At 70.5% G+C, this 13,092-nt stretch carries 14 protein-coding genes and 1 pseudogene; 2 read left to right on the plus strand and 13 right to left on the minus strand.

Annotation, left to right across the window (positions count from 1 at the left end; translation table 11 throughout):
- Positions 1–88 precede the first annotated feature (88 nt).
- Positions 89–547, plus strand: coding sequence for a GNAT family N-acetyltransferase (locus tag JW613_RS28770; RefSeq protein ID WP_209213806.1), 459 nt, complete (start codon positions 89–91; stop codon positions 545–547).
- A gap of 86 nt (positions 548–633) precedes the next feature.
- Here JW613_RS28770 and JW613_RS28775 read toward each other — a convergent pair.
- From JW613_RS28775 to JW613_RS28830, 12 genes and pseudogenes are all read right to left on the minus strand, one after another.
- Positions 634–927 (minus strand): annotated as a pseudogene (locus JW613_RS28775) (transposase); the annotation flags it as partial.
- A gap of 4 nt (positions 928–931) precedes the next feature.
- Positions 932–2,155, minus strand: coding sequence for a cytochrome P450 family protein (locus tag JW613_RS28780; RefSeq protein WP_209213807.1), 1,224 nt, complete (start codon positions 2,153–2,155; stop codon positions 932–934).
- 627 nt (positions 2,156–2,782) lie between these two features.
- Positions 2,783–3,214, minus strand: a complete 432-nt coding sequence (locus tag JW613_RS28785; RefSeq protein ID WP_209213808.1) for a hypothetical protein — start codon at positions 3,212–3,214, stop codon at positions 2,783–2,785.
- On the minus strand, positions 3,211–3,981 hold the full coding sequence (locus JW613_RS28790) for an NAD(P)/FAD-dependent oxidoreductase (RefSeq protein ID WP_209213809.1): 771 nt from the start codon (positions 3,979–3,981) through the stop codon (positions 3,211–3,213). The genes JW613_RS28785 and JW613_RS28790 overlap by 4 nt, the downstream gene beginning before the upstream one ends.
- A 26-nt stretch (positions 3,982–4,007) precedes the next feature.
- Positions 4,008–5,687, minus strand: a complete 1,680-nt coding sequence (locus tag JW613_RS28795) for a radical SAM protein (protein ID WP_209213810.1) — start codon at positions 5,685–5,687, stop codon at positions 4,008–4,010.
- Between the two features lie 35 nt (positions 5,688–5,722).
- A complete protein-coding gene (locus tag JW613_RS28800; RefSeq protein WP_209213811.1) occupies positions 5,723–6,418 on the minus strand; it encodes a TIGR04283 family arsenosugar biosynthesis glycosyltransferase in 696 nt (231 codons plus the stop codon).
- Positions 6,419–6,429: 11 nt separating this feature from the next.
- Positions 6,430–6,825, minus strand: coding sequence for a glycosyltransferase family protein (locus JW613_RS28805; RefSeq protein ID WP_209213812.1), 396 nt, complete (start codon positions 6,823–6,825; stop codon positions 6,430–6,432).
- Positions 6,822–7,610 carry an MTAP family purine nucleoside phosphorylase gene (locus JW613_RS28810; protein WP_209213813.1) on the minus strand — a complete coding sequence of 263 codons (789 nt, stop codon included), beginning with the start codon at positions 7,608–7,610 and terminating at the stop codon, positions 6,822–6,824. Before JW613_RS28810 ends, JW613_RS28805 begins: the two co-directional genes overlap by 4 nt.
- Before the next feature lie 92 nt (positions 7,611–7,702).
- On the minus strand, positions 7,703–9,106 hold the full coding sequence (locus JW613_RS28815; protein WP_209213814.1) for a radical SAM domain-containing protein: 1,404 nt from the start codon (positions 9,104–9,106) through the stop codon (positions 7,703–7,705).
- A gap of 3 nt (positions 9,107–9,109) precedes the next feature.
- The gene (locus JW613_RS28820) at positions 9,110–9,427 is read right to left on the minus strand and encodes a DUF427 domain-containing protein (protein ID WP_209213815.1); all 318 of its coding nucleotides are present in this window, start codon (positions 9,425–9,427) and stop codon (positions 9,110–9,112) included.
- Positions 9,424–9,924: a MauE/DoxX family redox-associated membrane protein gene (locus JW613_RS28825; protein ID WP_209213816.1), complete on the minus strand. Its 501-nt coding sequence runs from the start codon at positions 9,922–9,924 to the stop codon at positions 9,424–9,426. Before JW613_RS28825 ends, JW613_RS28820 begins: the two co-directional genes overlap by 4 nt.
- Positions 9,921–11,342, minus strand: coding sequence for a dihydrolipoyl dehydrogenase family protein (locus tag JW613_RS28830; RefSeq protein ID WP_209213817.1), 1,422 nt, complete (start codon positions 11,340–11,342; stop codon positions 9,921–9,923). Before JW613_RS28830 ends, JW613_RS28825 begins: the two co-directional genes overlap by 4 nt.
- Before the next feature lie 289 nt (positions 11,343–11,631).
- On the opposite strand from JW613_RS28830, the gene JW613_RS36475 reads away from it, so the two are divergent.
- Entirely contained in the window at positions 11,632–12,300 is a 669-nt protein-coding gene (locus tag JW613_RS36475) for a methyltransferase domain-containing protein (RefSeq protein WP_280635238.1), read from the plus strand.
- Between the two features lie 4 nt (positions 12,301–12,304).
- On the opposite strand, the gene JW613_RS28840 is transcribed toward JW613_RS36475, so the two are convergent.
- Entirely contained in the window at positions 12,305–13,063 is a 759-nt protein-coding gene (locus JW613_RS28840) for a class I SAM-dependent methyltransferase (RefSeq protein ID WP_209213818.1), read from the minus strand.
- Positions 13,064–13,092 lie beyond the last annotated feature (29 nt).

Consider the following 13,092-nt stretch of genomic DNA (forward strand, 5'->3'; position numbering starts at 1 on the left):
GGGCTGTCTGACAATGATCAGCCAGCCGGTTCGCTGAGTCAGGTCGTCAGTGAGAGTGGGAAAAGCTTGGCGCGGTAGCCTGGCGGTCATGGGGGACTGGATGATTCGGCAGGCTTCGATGGCGGACGTCGAGCCGGTGGCCGAGCTGCGGGCCGTGGTGCTGCGGACGGATCTGGAGCGGCTCGGGCGGTACGACGAGCAGCGAGTGCGGCAGCGGCTGCGGGAGGGGTTCACGCCGGCGCACACTTGGGTGATCGAGGTGGGCGGTTTGTTCGCCGGCTGTGTGTCGCTGCGGCCTGCCGAGGACGACCACTGGTTGGAGCACTTTTACCTGGCTCCGCACCTGCAGGGCAGCGGAATCGGTACTGCTGTGCTGCGTGAGTTGCTGGAGCGGTGTGACCGCGATGGCACCCGGGTTCGGCTGAACGTGTTGCGAGGCAGTCCGGCCCAGCGGCTTTATGAGCGGCACGGATTCACACTTGAGACCGAGGAGCCGGTGGACGTGTTCATGGTGCGCGAGCCGGCCTTGGCTGTGCGTGACAAATGATCAGCCAGCCGGTTCGCGGAGCCACACGGCCAATGAGGCCAGGACGAGTCCGGCGCGGTAGTGGTCAGCCCGCCCCGGGACCGCCCCGCGACGGTCCACTCCACCCGACCCACCGCGTCATCGCGGACCTGGACATACTCCAGCAGCTTCCCCCAAAGTCCCGTCCGACTCCCAGCGGGCGGAACCTCTCGTAGACCGTCTGCCACGGTCTGTACCGCTCAGGCAGATCACGCCACGGCGCCCCGGTCCGCAACCGCCACAGCACGCCATTGACCACCTGACGGTGATCACGCCACGGACGGCCACGACCATCCATCCGCGGCAGCAGGGGGCTCTATTCGCTCCCACGCTGCGTCCGTCAACTCACCTCGACCTGCCACAAGATTAATTATCAGACAGCCCCTGGACGAGAACGGGGAGAGCCGCCAGCCCGTGGACCAAGCGGGTCGGCTGCCAGACCAGTTGCTCCGGAGGTACGGCGAGTCGGATTTCTGGGAAACGGGCCAAGATCGCGTGCAGGGCGAGTTCCGCCTCAGCACGGGCCAGTGGGGCGCCGATGCACCGGTGGATCCCGTGGCCGAAGGCGAGGTGGCCGCTGGCGTTCCTGCTGAGGTCGAGCTGATCGGGGAAGGCGAAGCGCTCGGGGTCGCGGTTGGCGGTTCCGATGGCCACCTGGATCGGGGCGTCGGCGGGGATCTTCACACCGCCCAGGGTGAGGGGCTCTGTCGTGTACCGGAACGTGGCGGTGCCGACGGGGGAACTGTAGCGAAGCAGTTCGTCCAGAGTGCCCGGCACGAGGTCTGGGTCCCTGCGCAATCGTTCCAAGTCGGCGGGCTGCTGGAGGAGCGCGAGGAGGGCATTGCCGATGAAGTTGGTGGTGGTTTCGTGGCCGGCCACGAGGAGAAGGACGGCGAGGGAAACCAACTCCTGCTCACTGAGCTGATCTTTGCCGTCCCGTACCGAGATGAGGTGATCGAGAAGCGCGTTGTCCGGTCGGTTCCGCTTTTCGACGATGAGGCTCGTCATGTACTCGGCGATCTTGTGCGAGGCCGCGTCGATCCGCTCGGGCCGGCCCGCGGTGAAGAGGTCGGCGGACCAGCGCTTGATGTCTGGCCGGTCGGCCTCGGGTACGCCGAGCAGCTCGCAGATCACAGTGACGGGAAGAGGCATGGCCAGGTTGGCGATGACGTCGACCCGGCCATGGGCGGGCCACTGGTCCAGGAGGGCATCAGTCACCTGCCCGATGAACGGACGCAGCGCAGCGACCGCCCCCGTGGTGAACGCCTTGGTCACCAGCTTGCGCAGGCGGGTGTGTTGAGGAGGGTCGCTGGCCAGCATGTTCTGCGCCACGGCGGGGTGCAGCCGGCGCCTGGAACCCTTGTCGGCGAAGAAGGCAGCTGTGTCCTTCGACAGGCGCGGGTCGCCGAGCGCCTGCCTGGCCTGGGCGTATCCGGTAACGAGGTAGCTGGTGTGCCCGGACGAGCTGCTCTGCACGGGCTGGACGGGGCATGTGGGATCCGGGGTGCCACCAGGGCCGTGTGGTTTCTGACGAGCCTTCGGGGATTCCTTCACGCGGTCAGGCTCCAATCCACTCGACGCTTCCGTCATCTGCCACACGGGTGGCGGGGGTGCGCACGTAGGCGTCGGCGATGGCCTGCAACCACGCTGTTTCGGCACGAAGATCACCGGTGCGCGCCTTACCGTTCGCAGCCGGTAGACCGGCGACTTCCGCCTGCGTCCAGCGAGGGTGATCGGGTACGTGACGGTTGCCAGCGTAAACGGGCCGGCAGGCCCGCCTCCCCGGCCTCGGCCTGGAGACGGTCGGCCTCGACCCCGAGGTACGTGCCCTGGAGGTCGACGGGCAACTGCGGGCCGCCCCCGGACTGTGGGGGCGGGATGTGACGGGCAAGGGTCCTTTCACCCCCAGGGGACGCGTTGCAGTGCTGTGTCAGAGCAGCCCGAGGCCCAGCAGGCCACCGCCCAGGCCGTAGCCGCCGTGGTAACTGTGACCGTGACCGTAGCCGCGTAGCAGCGGCAGCAGTCGTTTCCACGGCAGTGGTGGCCGCCGTAGTCACCTGCGGAATACGTGCTCCGTGCGGTGGGGGAGTGGGCAGGCGCCGCAGTGGCGCTGCCCGCGCCGATGGCGATGCCGCCAAGGGCCAGAGCTGTTGGCACCGGCGATCCCCTGAAGGACCGTCGATGCTCGGCGCCGCCAGTACAGAGGACGAACGCCCGTCATGTTCCCTGGGGCCGGAGGGCGTGAGAAGGCGCAGGGGCGTGCGGGGCGAGGACTTCTCCTACTTGTTCGTAGCCGGTGCGCAGCAGGAAGGTGTTCAGGCGGCCGTACGACTTGGCTCCGAGGATGTAGTAGTCCGGTTCCGGGTTGCGGAGGGTGTCGAGTCCGGCTGAGGGCTGGGCGAGGCAGTCGCCGCCCGCTGCGCCCAGGAGGGTGGCGGAGAGGTTCATGGGGGCGGCGGTGGCGTAGCACTCGTGGATCTGGAGCTGCCGGTGGAGCGTCGCGTCGCCGCTGTAGCCGGTGAGCGCGACCACGTGGTCGCAGACCAGCTCACGCGGGCCAGTGGAGGTGTCGAGGGTGGCCCGGACGCGGGGGCCGTTGGGGCCGTCCTCGGTGAGGGCGGTGACGCGCGTGCCCGTGTGCACCGTCACCCGGTCCGATCCGCCCTGGGCCAGTCTACCAGCTCTTGACGGCCGGGGAGAGCGTCGGCGGGCACCTCGCCCCAGTCGGGGTCATCGGTGCGTACGACCCACTCGACGTGTGTGTCCGGCAGCCGTGCCAAGTCACGTGCTGCGGTCTGCGCGGACTTGCCGGCCCCGACCAGGAGCACGGTGCCCCGCCACCGGTCCGGTTCGGTGGTGTCGGGAACGGTGCGGATGATGCGGTGGTGAAGGGAGCGTTCGCCGGGTGCCGGGATGCCGCCGTCTCCGAGAGAGTTGGGGTGGGCGTAGGTGCCGGTGCAGTCCAGCACGGTGTCGGCGTACGCGGCGCGCTCGCCCTCGGGGCCGTCCAGCAGGAGACGGAACGGGGCTGCGGCGCGTTCCGGGGCGCCGATGTACTCGTGCTTGAGCAGTCCGTCTCTGGCGACGGCGAGTACCCGGGTGCTCAGCTCGATGCGCCCGGCCAGTGGGGTGAGCCGGGTCAGGGAGTCCAGGAGGTCCGCCAGCTCGGTGCCGGTGGGGCAGGTACCGTCCTGCGGCCGCAGGTCGCCGAGGCGTGCGTGCATGCGCGGGGAGAGGTTGAGCTCCCAGGGTGTGAAAAGGCGTACATGGCCCCAGTCCCGCACATGGGTGCCGACGGTGGGCCCGGCTTCGTGGACGGTGTACGGCAGTCCGGCGTCCGCACAGGCGAGGGCGGCGTCCAGGCCGATGGGTCCGGCGCCCAGGATCGCGACGTGTGGCGTGGCGGTGTCCGTCATGGCGAAGTGTTTCCCTTCCGGTGCGGTCACATGGCGCAGTGGACGGGGTGGGGCAGGGTGCCGTCCGCGAGGCGGGCGGCGAAGAACCGCTCGGTCACCAGTTGTTTGCCCCGCTCAAGGGAGGTGCCGGGGCCGGCGAGGTGCATGTCGGGGCTGGTGGTGGCGTCGGCGCCGGCGGGGTGCCAGTGCAGGCCGTCGGCGGTGACGGTCAGTTCGGGGATGCTGGAGCCCTCCCCGATCTCCGCCCCTGCCTCGGAGAAGCCGCGCCGCAGCAGTGGCCGCACGGCGAAGTGGTCGCTCGGTAGGCCCAGTTCCGAGAGCAGCTCGGCGACGGCGGGGATCTCGTGGCTGTTGTCCTGAGTCTCGGTCAGCGCCACACGTGGCGGCAGGCCGACGTCGATGAGGTGCCGGATGCCGTCCATGGTGCGCTTCCACGACCCTGCCCCGCGGTGCGCGTCATGGACGGCCGCTGTGGCGCCGTCCAGCGAGGTCTGCACCGTGAGCTTGCGGTCTGCCAGGTCGGCGAGACCGTCGGCGCGTCGGCCGCGCAGCAGCATGGCGTTGGTCATGACGACTGTGGGCAACTGGGCCGAGGCGTGGTCGAGCAGGGCGACGATGTCGGGGTGGAGGAAGGGCTCACCGCCCGTGACGTACAGCGCGGCGAAACCGGCCGCGACCGCCTCCTCGACCAGAGCGCGGAAGTCCTCGGCCACCAGGGCGCGGGGGACGGCTCTGGGAGAAGAGGCGACAGCGCAGTAGTCGCAGGCCAGGTTGCAGTGGAAGTTGGTGTAGAGCCACAACCGGGTTGGAAAGTAGGCGGAGCCGAAGAGCGGTACCACGGGCCGGTTGCTGTCGGGGAGCTCGGCGTGCGGCGCCTCGCCCCACGCGTCATCGGCGGGCTGGAAGCCGGTGGGGAGGGTGGAACGATAGAGGTGGTAGCGGCCCCGGGAACGCTCGCGGGGCGGCAGAATCTCCAGGCAGGTGGTCCACCAGCCGGTCTCGATCGTCTCGGCGAGGCACTCGGGCAGCCCGGATGCGCGCATGGAGGCGGCCTGGGCCTGCCAGTCGTAAGTGAGCGGCACCAGTTCGGCTTCGGCGCGCCCCTGTTCGAGGTCGAGGACGGCATACCAGACCTCGCGACGGCCGTCGTTGGCGGGCTTGCCGATGACGCCGACGTTGACGACCAGGGTGCCGTCCACCCTCTGCTGCCAGGGCAGCCCGCTGTGGGTGCACAGCACCACGTCCGCGCCCGATGCCGCGACCCGCTGCTGGTGCTGCTCGTGCGGGAGGGACTCCCACCAGAAGTCGTTCAGGGCGAGGGTCGAGCCGTGCACCATGTGCACGTCCACTTTCTCGACCTCTTCGCGGTGTTCGGTGGGCAGGGTGCCCATCCAGGCGGCGAAGCCGGGGCTGGTGGCGGCGCGGGTGTGGTCGTAGATGAGTTGGGCGTACGCGTTGTCCGTGGGGTCCTGGTAGCCGCAGCCGCAGTCCTCGTCCCCGCGGGCCAGGGCCACGTCGTAGTTGCCCGCGACGCACTCGATGCCGTTGTCGGCCAGGATCGGCCACAGCGGGTCCATCTCGGCACCGAAGCCGCCCAGGTCACCCAGGCAGAAGAGCCGTTCACAGCCGCGTGCCCGGGCTTCGTCGGCGAAGGCTTGGAGCGCGTAGGGGTTGCCGTAGGGGCCGCCGCATACTGCGATGCGCATCGAGGAGTCTCCAGGTGGTGCGAAGGAAGGGACTGTCATTTCCGAGTGTTCCTCCGGCGGGGCCTCAGGTGCGGGCCTGCCGCGTAGCGGCGGCGGATACGTTCCGGGCTGACCCCGGCGAAGTAGAGCAGCTTCAGGTACTGCATGAAGACGATCATCCGCCAGACGCCGTGCGCGGTCAGGCGTCGTGCCGAGGCCGTGGAGGTGGCGGGCAGCAGGGCCAGCCGCCCGCGGCGGTGCAGGCGGCGGGACATCTCCAGGTCTTCCATGATGGGCAGCCCGGGGAAGCCGCCCAGTTCCTCGAAGACGTCCCGGCGTACGAACATGGCCTGGTCGCCGTAGATGTGGTGCAGGCGGCGGGCGCGCGCGTTGGAGGCGTGGACCAGGTAGTTGAGGGCCGGGCTGCGGCGGTCGAAACGCAGGGTCAGGCCGCCGCCGACCACCCGTGGGTCGGCGAGGACCGTGCGGATCTGGTCGGCCGCGGTGGGGTCGATCTCGGTGTCGGCGTGGAGGAACCACAGGATGTCCCCGGTGCATCTGCGGGCGCCGGCGTTCATCTGCGTACCGCGTCCCGGGGGCGCGTGCACCACGGTGGCGAGGGGCGCGGCGAGTTCCGCGGTGGTGTCCGAGGACCCTCCGTCCACTACGAGGAGTTCGCAGTCGGGGAAGTCCCGGCGGATGCGGCTGAGGGCCGTTCGGATGGTGGCTTCCTCGTTCAGCACAGGGACCACGATCGACACCTTCATCCGGTCTCCCACACGGGTTCCTCCGCAGTGAGCAGCGGGCGGAGAGGCACCGGCAACAGCGGGTCGGTGAGCAGGGCTGCGGCGTCCTCGGGCGTGTCCAGGTCGGTTGCGGCAGTCAGACGCTGCCCCAGGTTTCCCGGCGCCTGGGGCAACAGCCGCACTTGCGAGGGCAGCAGATGGGCCATGGCGCGGTCGGCAGCGGCGTCGGGCGGGTCGTAGGCCACGTAGGTGCGTAGTCCCTGCGCTGCGGTGAGCGTCATGGTGTGCGTCAGCAGCGCCGCTTGCAGGTCGGCGCAGCGCTGCGGGCCGAGCAAGGGGTGCAGCCGTGTCTTGGTACGGCCGGGAACGGGTGCCTTGGCCATCACCAGGGCGACCGGTGCGGTACGGCTCATGAGCCGAACCGGTACACGGTACCCACCGCCCCGACGGGCTCCGGGCCGGGCAGAGCGCGCGTCGCGAGGTCGGCGAACAGTTGCTTGCTGGCGGCCATCCTCTCCGGCATGGTCTCGACCGGCTCCGGCTTGTCGGCGACGCCGTTGGCGTGGTCGGTCACGGATCCGACCAGGGCCATGGGCAGTTCCACTTCCCCGGCCAGTACCACCTCGGGACCGACTGTCGGGTTCACCGCTGTGACCTCCGCGGCGGCCAGTGCCCGGATCTCGCTGCGGGAGTTGAAGCGCGGCCCGTCCACGTGACCGTAGGTGCCCTGTGCCATCACGGGGGTGCCGATCTGTTCGGCGGCGGTGATCAGCGCGTTGCGCAGTGGTTCGCTGAACGGCCGGTCGAAGATCCAGTGTCCTCGTCCGGCCTCCGCCGGGGTGTCGCACCAGGTGCACGGGGAGCCGTCGGGCAGTCGGTTGGCGGGAAAGTACAGGTCGGCGAAGACGACCAGCGAGCCGGGCCGCACGGACGGGTCCACAGCTCCGCACACGGTGCAGGAGACGAGCGCCTGCACGTCGCACTCCAGCAGCGCGGCCAGGTTCGCCCAGTGCGCCACCTGGTGGGAGAGACGGTGGTGGCTTCGGCCGTGCCGGGACAACTGCACGACTTCTGTGTCCTTCAGCCGGCCGAAGGCCAAGGTGACATCGCCGTGACTGGTGGAGGCGGTCTCTGCCGTGTGGTCCTCCAGGTGCGGCCAGTCGTAGCTTCCGGAGCCGGTGATGACGCCGATGCGCACAGACAGTTCCTTTTTCGGTGGTGATGGATTCGGGAAGCCGGAGAAGTTTCGCGCAGCAGGCGCCGATTCGGCTGGGGCGTGCGCCGTCATGCTCAGCGGGACGTGCGGACGTCCACCAGCGGCAGAAGCGTGCGCAGTTGAGCGTTCTCGCCCTCGTCGAGCACCGCGTGCTGGACGCAGGCCGGGACCAGGGTGCCGTCTTCGGGGTGGGCCATCGTGTAGTGGCAGGCGGCCAGTCGTTCCTGCGTCTCGCGCAGCACCGGCTCCTGGGCCTGTTCGCCGCGCCGCATCATCTCCCAGGCGGGTGCGACCTGTTGGGCGTCCATGAACTGGTGCATCACGAAGGAGACCGGCCGGATGCGGAAGCGGTGCCGGGCCAGCTGCCGCAGCCCCACCCGGCGCAGCCGGCGCACGAGCCAGCGCGAGGCGTGCACGGTAGCCGTGGGATGCCGTGCGAAGACGCGCAGCACTCGGGCGGCCACCACGGGCAGCGGAGCGCCGGTCAGATTCACCTGCCCGAAGTGGCGGAAGAAGACCTCCCGCATGGTCAGGTCCCGGGCATCGTCCCCGTCCAGCGCCGGGTACCAGCGCTCGCCGACGTAGAAGCCGTAGGCGGTGCGGTTGCAGCGCACGTCGCCGTTCTCCAGCACCCTGTGGTCGAGCCTGGTGCCGGCCCCGCGTTCGATCTCGGCCCACACGGCGTCCGGGGTGGCCTGGCGGTAGTTCTCCTTCCAACGCCGCTCATCGCCCAGGAAGGCGGCCGGCTGGAAGGAGAACATGCTGTAGCCGCCCATGCGGACGCCCTCGCGGATCACGTCGGCCACCTCGTCCAGGTTGCCGGGGGTGACGGTCATGTTGTGCGCCAAGAAGTACCGCACCCCGTGCTCGCGCTTGAGCCGCGCGAACATCTCGACGAACCGCCGCCGATAGGGGTGCAGCGCCGCCTCGCTCTCCGGCCGGACGATGCCTCGGCGCCCGTACATGAACTTGTCGAAGTGCGCGGCGAACGACAGCCGCTCGATCCTGCGCCGCCCGTCCGGGCCGAGGGCCAACTGCTCCAGGTAGGAGTGGTCGAAGTCGCCGTGGGTGAAGCTCATCGGCTCCCGCCCGTGCTCCCGCATGATCCGCAGCGCCGCCGCGTGATCGTCCGGCTCCAGCAGCGACACCTCGCCGCCGATCAATTGCGCGTGCGCCACAGGTCCGCGCCGCTCGCGCAGCAGCGCCATCTGCGCGGTGACGTTCTCCAGGGTGTGCGGGCCGTCCACCCGCACCTGGTTGGCGTCCCGGGAGTGGTAGCACGGGGTGCACTTGAGGTTGCACTTGGGGAAGACGCCGTGGGTGCCCTCGCAGCCCACCGCGTGCCGCCCCAGAAGCTGCCCCGGCGTCCTGGCCGTCTCGGGAAGCTCCTCCCATCGACGTTTCAGGACCGCCGCGAACTCCGGGTCAACCGGTCGGGTCGCGCGCGCCGCAGCGCGCAGTCGGGCCACAATGCTCATGCCTCAGCCTCCGACCCGCGGCTCTGCCTGCTCGCGTGTGCCCTCGACGGTGACACCGCTGCCGAAGGCGACGTGGGTCTTGATGCGGCGCGCCAGCGGACTCGGACGGGGGTAGTACCAGGCGGCGTCCGGACGCGATTCGCCACCTACGGTGAGCGTGCAGCAGCGGGCCATGCCTTTCCAGAGGCACAGGGTCCTGGTCGGACTGTCGGCGAGATACTCACGTTTCACCGATTCGGGCGGGAAGTAGTGGTTGCCCTCCACCCGTTTGGTGCGTGGTGTCTCGGCGATGACCACGCCGTTCCAGATCGCGCGCATCATGACTTCTCGGCGCTCCTCTCCTCGTCTCGGCCCGGATCGGAAACCCGGTGCCCTCGGTGCGGCCTTCCCTCTGTTCGATCGCGGTCTCGACTTGCGCCCCGGCTTCGGCTTCCATGCAGCAGTACGGCGGCGTAGGCCAGCATCAGCGCGTCCTCGACGAGCACGAACCAGCGCAGCGGCTGGGCCAGGTAGGTGCCGAAGCAGCCGCAGTTGTCGATGGCCAGCCCCCGCGCATATGCCTGGGCGGCCAGCACGGTCCATGCCACGGCGACGGCGGTGAACAGCCACGCCGGGGCGGCGTTCCGCGACCGGGGCCGCGCCAGCAGCCACAGCCCACCCACCGCTTCGGCGGCGACGAGTGCCGCCGCCAGCGCGGTCGAGGCGGCGCCGCTGGTCAGCCCGTAGGTGGTGAGGATGTCCGGCATCCGGTCGAAGGAGACGAGCTGCCCCAGGGCCATCGCGCTCAACAGCGCACCGAGAACGAGCCGGGCGATCATCGCCGCAGCTTCCGGCGCGCACTGAGCACGGCTGATGTGATCCACCGGGTGCGGGGCGCGGCCAGGCGGGCGTAGACCTCCTCCAGCGCGGCGTGCCAGGGACCGTCGGTCCAACTGGGGTAGGGGTGCACGGTGGCCGCGTAGCGCGAGGCAGTCCAGCCGCCCCGTACCGCGGCGGCCAGGTGCGCGATGGTCTCTCCGGCACGCGGGGCGACCACGGTGGCCCCCACGATGCGGCCACGCGGACCCAGCACGAGCGTGGTGAAGCCCTCGGTACGGCCCTCGACCACCGCCCGGTCCACCCGGTCATGTCTCAGGGTGCGTACCCGCACCTTGCCGCCGTACTTCTCCCGCGCCTCGTCCTCGGTCGGTCCGACGCGGGCGACTTCGGGATCGGTGTAGGTCACCGACGGCACCGCTGCGTAGTCGAGCCGGCGGCGTACCCCCAGCAGCGCGTGGGCTGCCGCTGCCGAGCCCTGCACCCCGCCCAGATGGGTGAAGGCGGACAGCCCGGTCACGTCCCCTGCCGCGTAGACACGGGGGTTGGTGGTGCGCAGCCGCTTGTCCGTACGGATGTTGCCGTGCTCGTCCACCTCCACGTGCGCTGCTTCGACGCAGAGCCCCTGGACGGTCGCACGGCGCCCGGTGACCGCCAGCAGCACGTCGTACGGCAGCTTCCCGCCGGGTCCTACCAGCGCCCCTTGCTCGGCCTTCTCCGCGGCCCAGCCGGTTCGGACCGAGACCCCTTCCGACTCCAGCCGCTCGCGCAGCAGATGGGAGGCGCGGGGCTCCTCGCGCGGCAGCAGGCGCTCCGCCGCCTCCACCACCGTCACCCGCGAGCCGAGCCGGGCGAAGGCCTGCCCCAGTTCGCAGCCGATGGGCCCGCCGCCCAGCACCACCAGCCGCTCGGGCAGCTCCTCCAGCCCCCAGACCGTATCGCTGGTCAGCGGCTGCGACTCCGCCAGCCCCGGTACAGGAACCAGCGCCGGAGCCGACCCGGTGGCGATCAGCGCATACCGGAAGGCCAGTTCCCGACCGCCTACCCGCAGCCCGCGCGGGCCGGTGAACTCCGCAGCGCCATGGACGACCTCCACACCGAGCGGACGCAACGCCTCCACCGAGTCGTGCGGCTCGATCTCGGCGATCGCCTGCCGCACATGCCCCAAGGCCGCCGCCGAATCGGCCCGGCCGTGAGGGCGGGGATGCAAGCCGTACCGCCCGGCGCCACGCGCGGCGTGCACCTGCGCTGCCACGTGCAGCAGTGCCTTGCTGGGCACACAGCCGGTCCACAGACAGTCTCCGCCCAGCCGCTCGCGCTCGGCCAGCAGTACCCGCGCCCCCAGCCGGCCTGCGGTGCGCGCCGCGGTCAGCCCGGCGCTGCCGCCGCCGATCACCACCAGGTCGTACGGGTCGCTCATCGCCACGCCTTCACTTCTGGATCGTCCGCTCGCCTCACCCCGGCCAGGTCGACTCTGCTACGCGCCGGGGCTGTGGCAAGGAAACCCGCCGGGAGCCGCTGATCCTTCCCTCGGTTCCGCGTCGGGGCGAAGCCGAGAATGGAATGTCACGAAGAGCGCGGCGGGTTCCGCCGGGGCGGCAAGCGGTGGGTACGTGCGCGTCGGGCATACAAAGGGCGCGACGTGCCACCGTCCAGCCACCCGCCCCGCAACAGTCCTCACCGTATGCCCCGAGACGCAGGGAGACCTCATGGCGCTCGACAATCCGGCCCCACTCTCCGATACCCGTCCCTCCGGCGGGGAAGCCGCCCCAGCACCTGATGAGGCGGACATGGCGGCCGTACGCGACTACTACGGCACCGTCCTCGCCTCGTCCTCCGATCTGAAGACCTCCGCCTGCTGTACAGCCACCGCTCCGCCCCCGCACATCGCCGCCGCGCTGAAGCAGGTGCACGAGGAGGTCACCGGCCGCTTCTACGGCTGCGGCACCCCGATCCCGCCCGCGCTCGACGGGCCCACCGTGCTGGACCTGGGCTGCGGCACCGGCCGCGACGCCTACGTTCTGGCCCAGCTCGTCGGCGCACGCGGCCAGGTGATCGGCGTCGACATGACCGAGGAACAGCTCGCCGTAGCGCGGCGGCACCAGGGATGGCATACCGAGGACTACGGACAGATCGCCGCCTACCGCGGCACCCTGGCCGAACACCCGCACGTCTTCGAACTGGACGACCACCACCGCTTCGAGACCGGCCGCCCGGTTCCGGTGTACGGCAACACCGCCGACATGCTCGCCGCCACGCGCTACGGGCAGCACTTCACCGTCACGGGTGACAAGACCACCCACTTCGGGCTCTTCCCCTGTGCGCCGGGCGCGGCTGTGCCCGCCACGACTGCGGATTCGACGGCTGCCTGCTGCTGACGTGTCAGCCTGTGCGGAAGGCCACGATCCGCCGCACCGGCACCGGCAGCTGCGCACGGGCTCGTGCTGCCGCGTGCAGCCAGCGCCGCGCTGCACGTCGGCGCCACGGCAGCAGGCACGGGAGGTACAGCGAGTCCAGGAACACCTCGGCATCCGCCGCCGAGCGCATCCGGTAGGCAAATCGGCGACGCCGGTCCTCGGCCGGCCGGAGCCCGGCGTCGTGCAGCAGCTGCGACAAGCGCGGTCCCAGCAGCGGGTCGTTGGGGTAGGTGAGGGTGCGGCCGAGGGCGGTCAGCAGTCCCGTCAGCCACAGCGCGTCGAGACCGCGCAGCGGCCCGCTGTCCGGCACCAGCGCGACCAGGCACCCGTTCGGCGCGAGCACCCGCACCGTCTCCCGCAGGACCTCGGGCAAGGGAGTGAGGATCTGCAAGCTCATGGAGCAGACCACGACCCGGAAGCTGCCCGGGACCAGTGGCAGTCTGGTGGCATCCGCACGGACCAGCGGCCCCGCTCCGCGCGCCGCGGCGAGAGCCAGCTCCTCTGCTGAGCCGTCCACACCCAGATAGCCGTGCCCGGACAGCCTGCGCGACAGCGGGCCGCTGCCGCACGCCAGGTCCAGGACCGGCCCCCGCTCGAGCTGCGGGACACCGTCCAGCAGCCAGTCATAGGGCGTACGCCCCTCATGTGTGGCCCGGCTCAGCACTGATTCGGTGATGCCGGGGGAGTGGGTGTGAAAGTCGTCGAGATATCGCTGCCAGCCCATCTTGCCCGTCGTTCCCTCCGGACGTGCTG

Source organism: Streptomyces smyrnaeus (assembly GCF_017676345.1).
In the GTDB taxonomy this organism is placed as follows: Bacteria; Actinomycetota; Actinomycetes; order Streptomycetales; family Streptomycetaceae; genus Streptomyces; species Streptomyces smyrnaeus.

Bases quoted from the DNA above. Each gene is read 5' to 3' on its own strand.
- JW613_RS28770 (WP_209213806.1), top strand. From the start codon at position 89: ATGGGGGACTGGATGATTCGGCAGGCTTCGATGGCGGACGTCGAGCCG.
- JW613_RS28780 (WP_209213807.1), bottom strand. From the start codon at position 2,155: ATGACGGAAGCGTCGAGTGGATTGGAGCCTGACCGCGTGAAGGAATCC.
- JW613_RS28790 (WP_209213809.1), bottom strand. From the start codon at position 3,981: ATGACGGACACCGCCACGCCACACGTCGCGATCCTGGGCGCCGGACCC.
- JW613_RS28795 (WP_209213810.1), bottom strand. From the start codon at position 5,687: ATGCGCATCGCAGTATGCGGCGGCCCCTACGGCAACCCCTACGCGCTC.
- JW613_RS28805 (WP_209213812.1), bottom strand. From the start codon at position 6,825: ATGAGCCGTACCGCACCGGTCGCCCTGGTGATGGCCAAGGCACCCGTT.
- JW613_RS28815 (WP_209213814.1), bottom strand. From the start codon at position 9,106: ATGAGCATTGTGGCCCGACTGCGCGCTGCGGCGCGCGCGACCCGACCG.
- JW613_RS28820 (WP_209213815.1), bottom strand. From the start codon at position 9,427: ATGATGCGCGCGATCTGGAACGGCGTGGTCATCGCCGAGACACCACGC.
- JW613_RS28825 (WP_209213816.1), bottom strand. From the start codon at position 9,924: ATGATCGCCCGGCTCGTTCTCGGTGCGCTGTTGAGCGCGATGGCCCTG.
- JW613_RS28830 (WP_209213817.1), bottom strand. From the start codon at position 11,342: ATGAGCGACCCGTACGACCTGGTGGTGATCGGCGGCGGCAGCGCCGGG.
- JW613_RS36475 (WP_280635238.1), top strand. From the start codon at position 11,632: ATGGCGCTCGACAATCCGGCCCCACTCTCCGATACCCGTCCCTCCGGC.
- JW613_RS28840 (WP_209213818.1), bottom strand. From the start codon at position 13,063: ATGGGCTGGCAGCGATATCTCGACGACTTTCACACCCACTCCCCCGGC.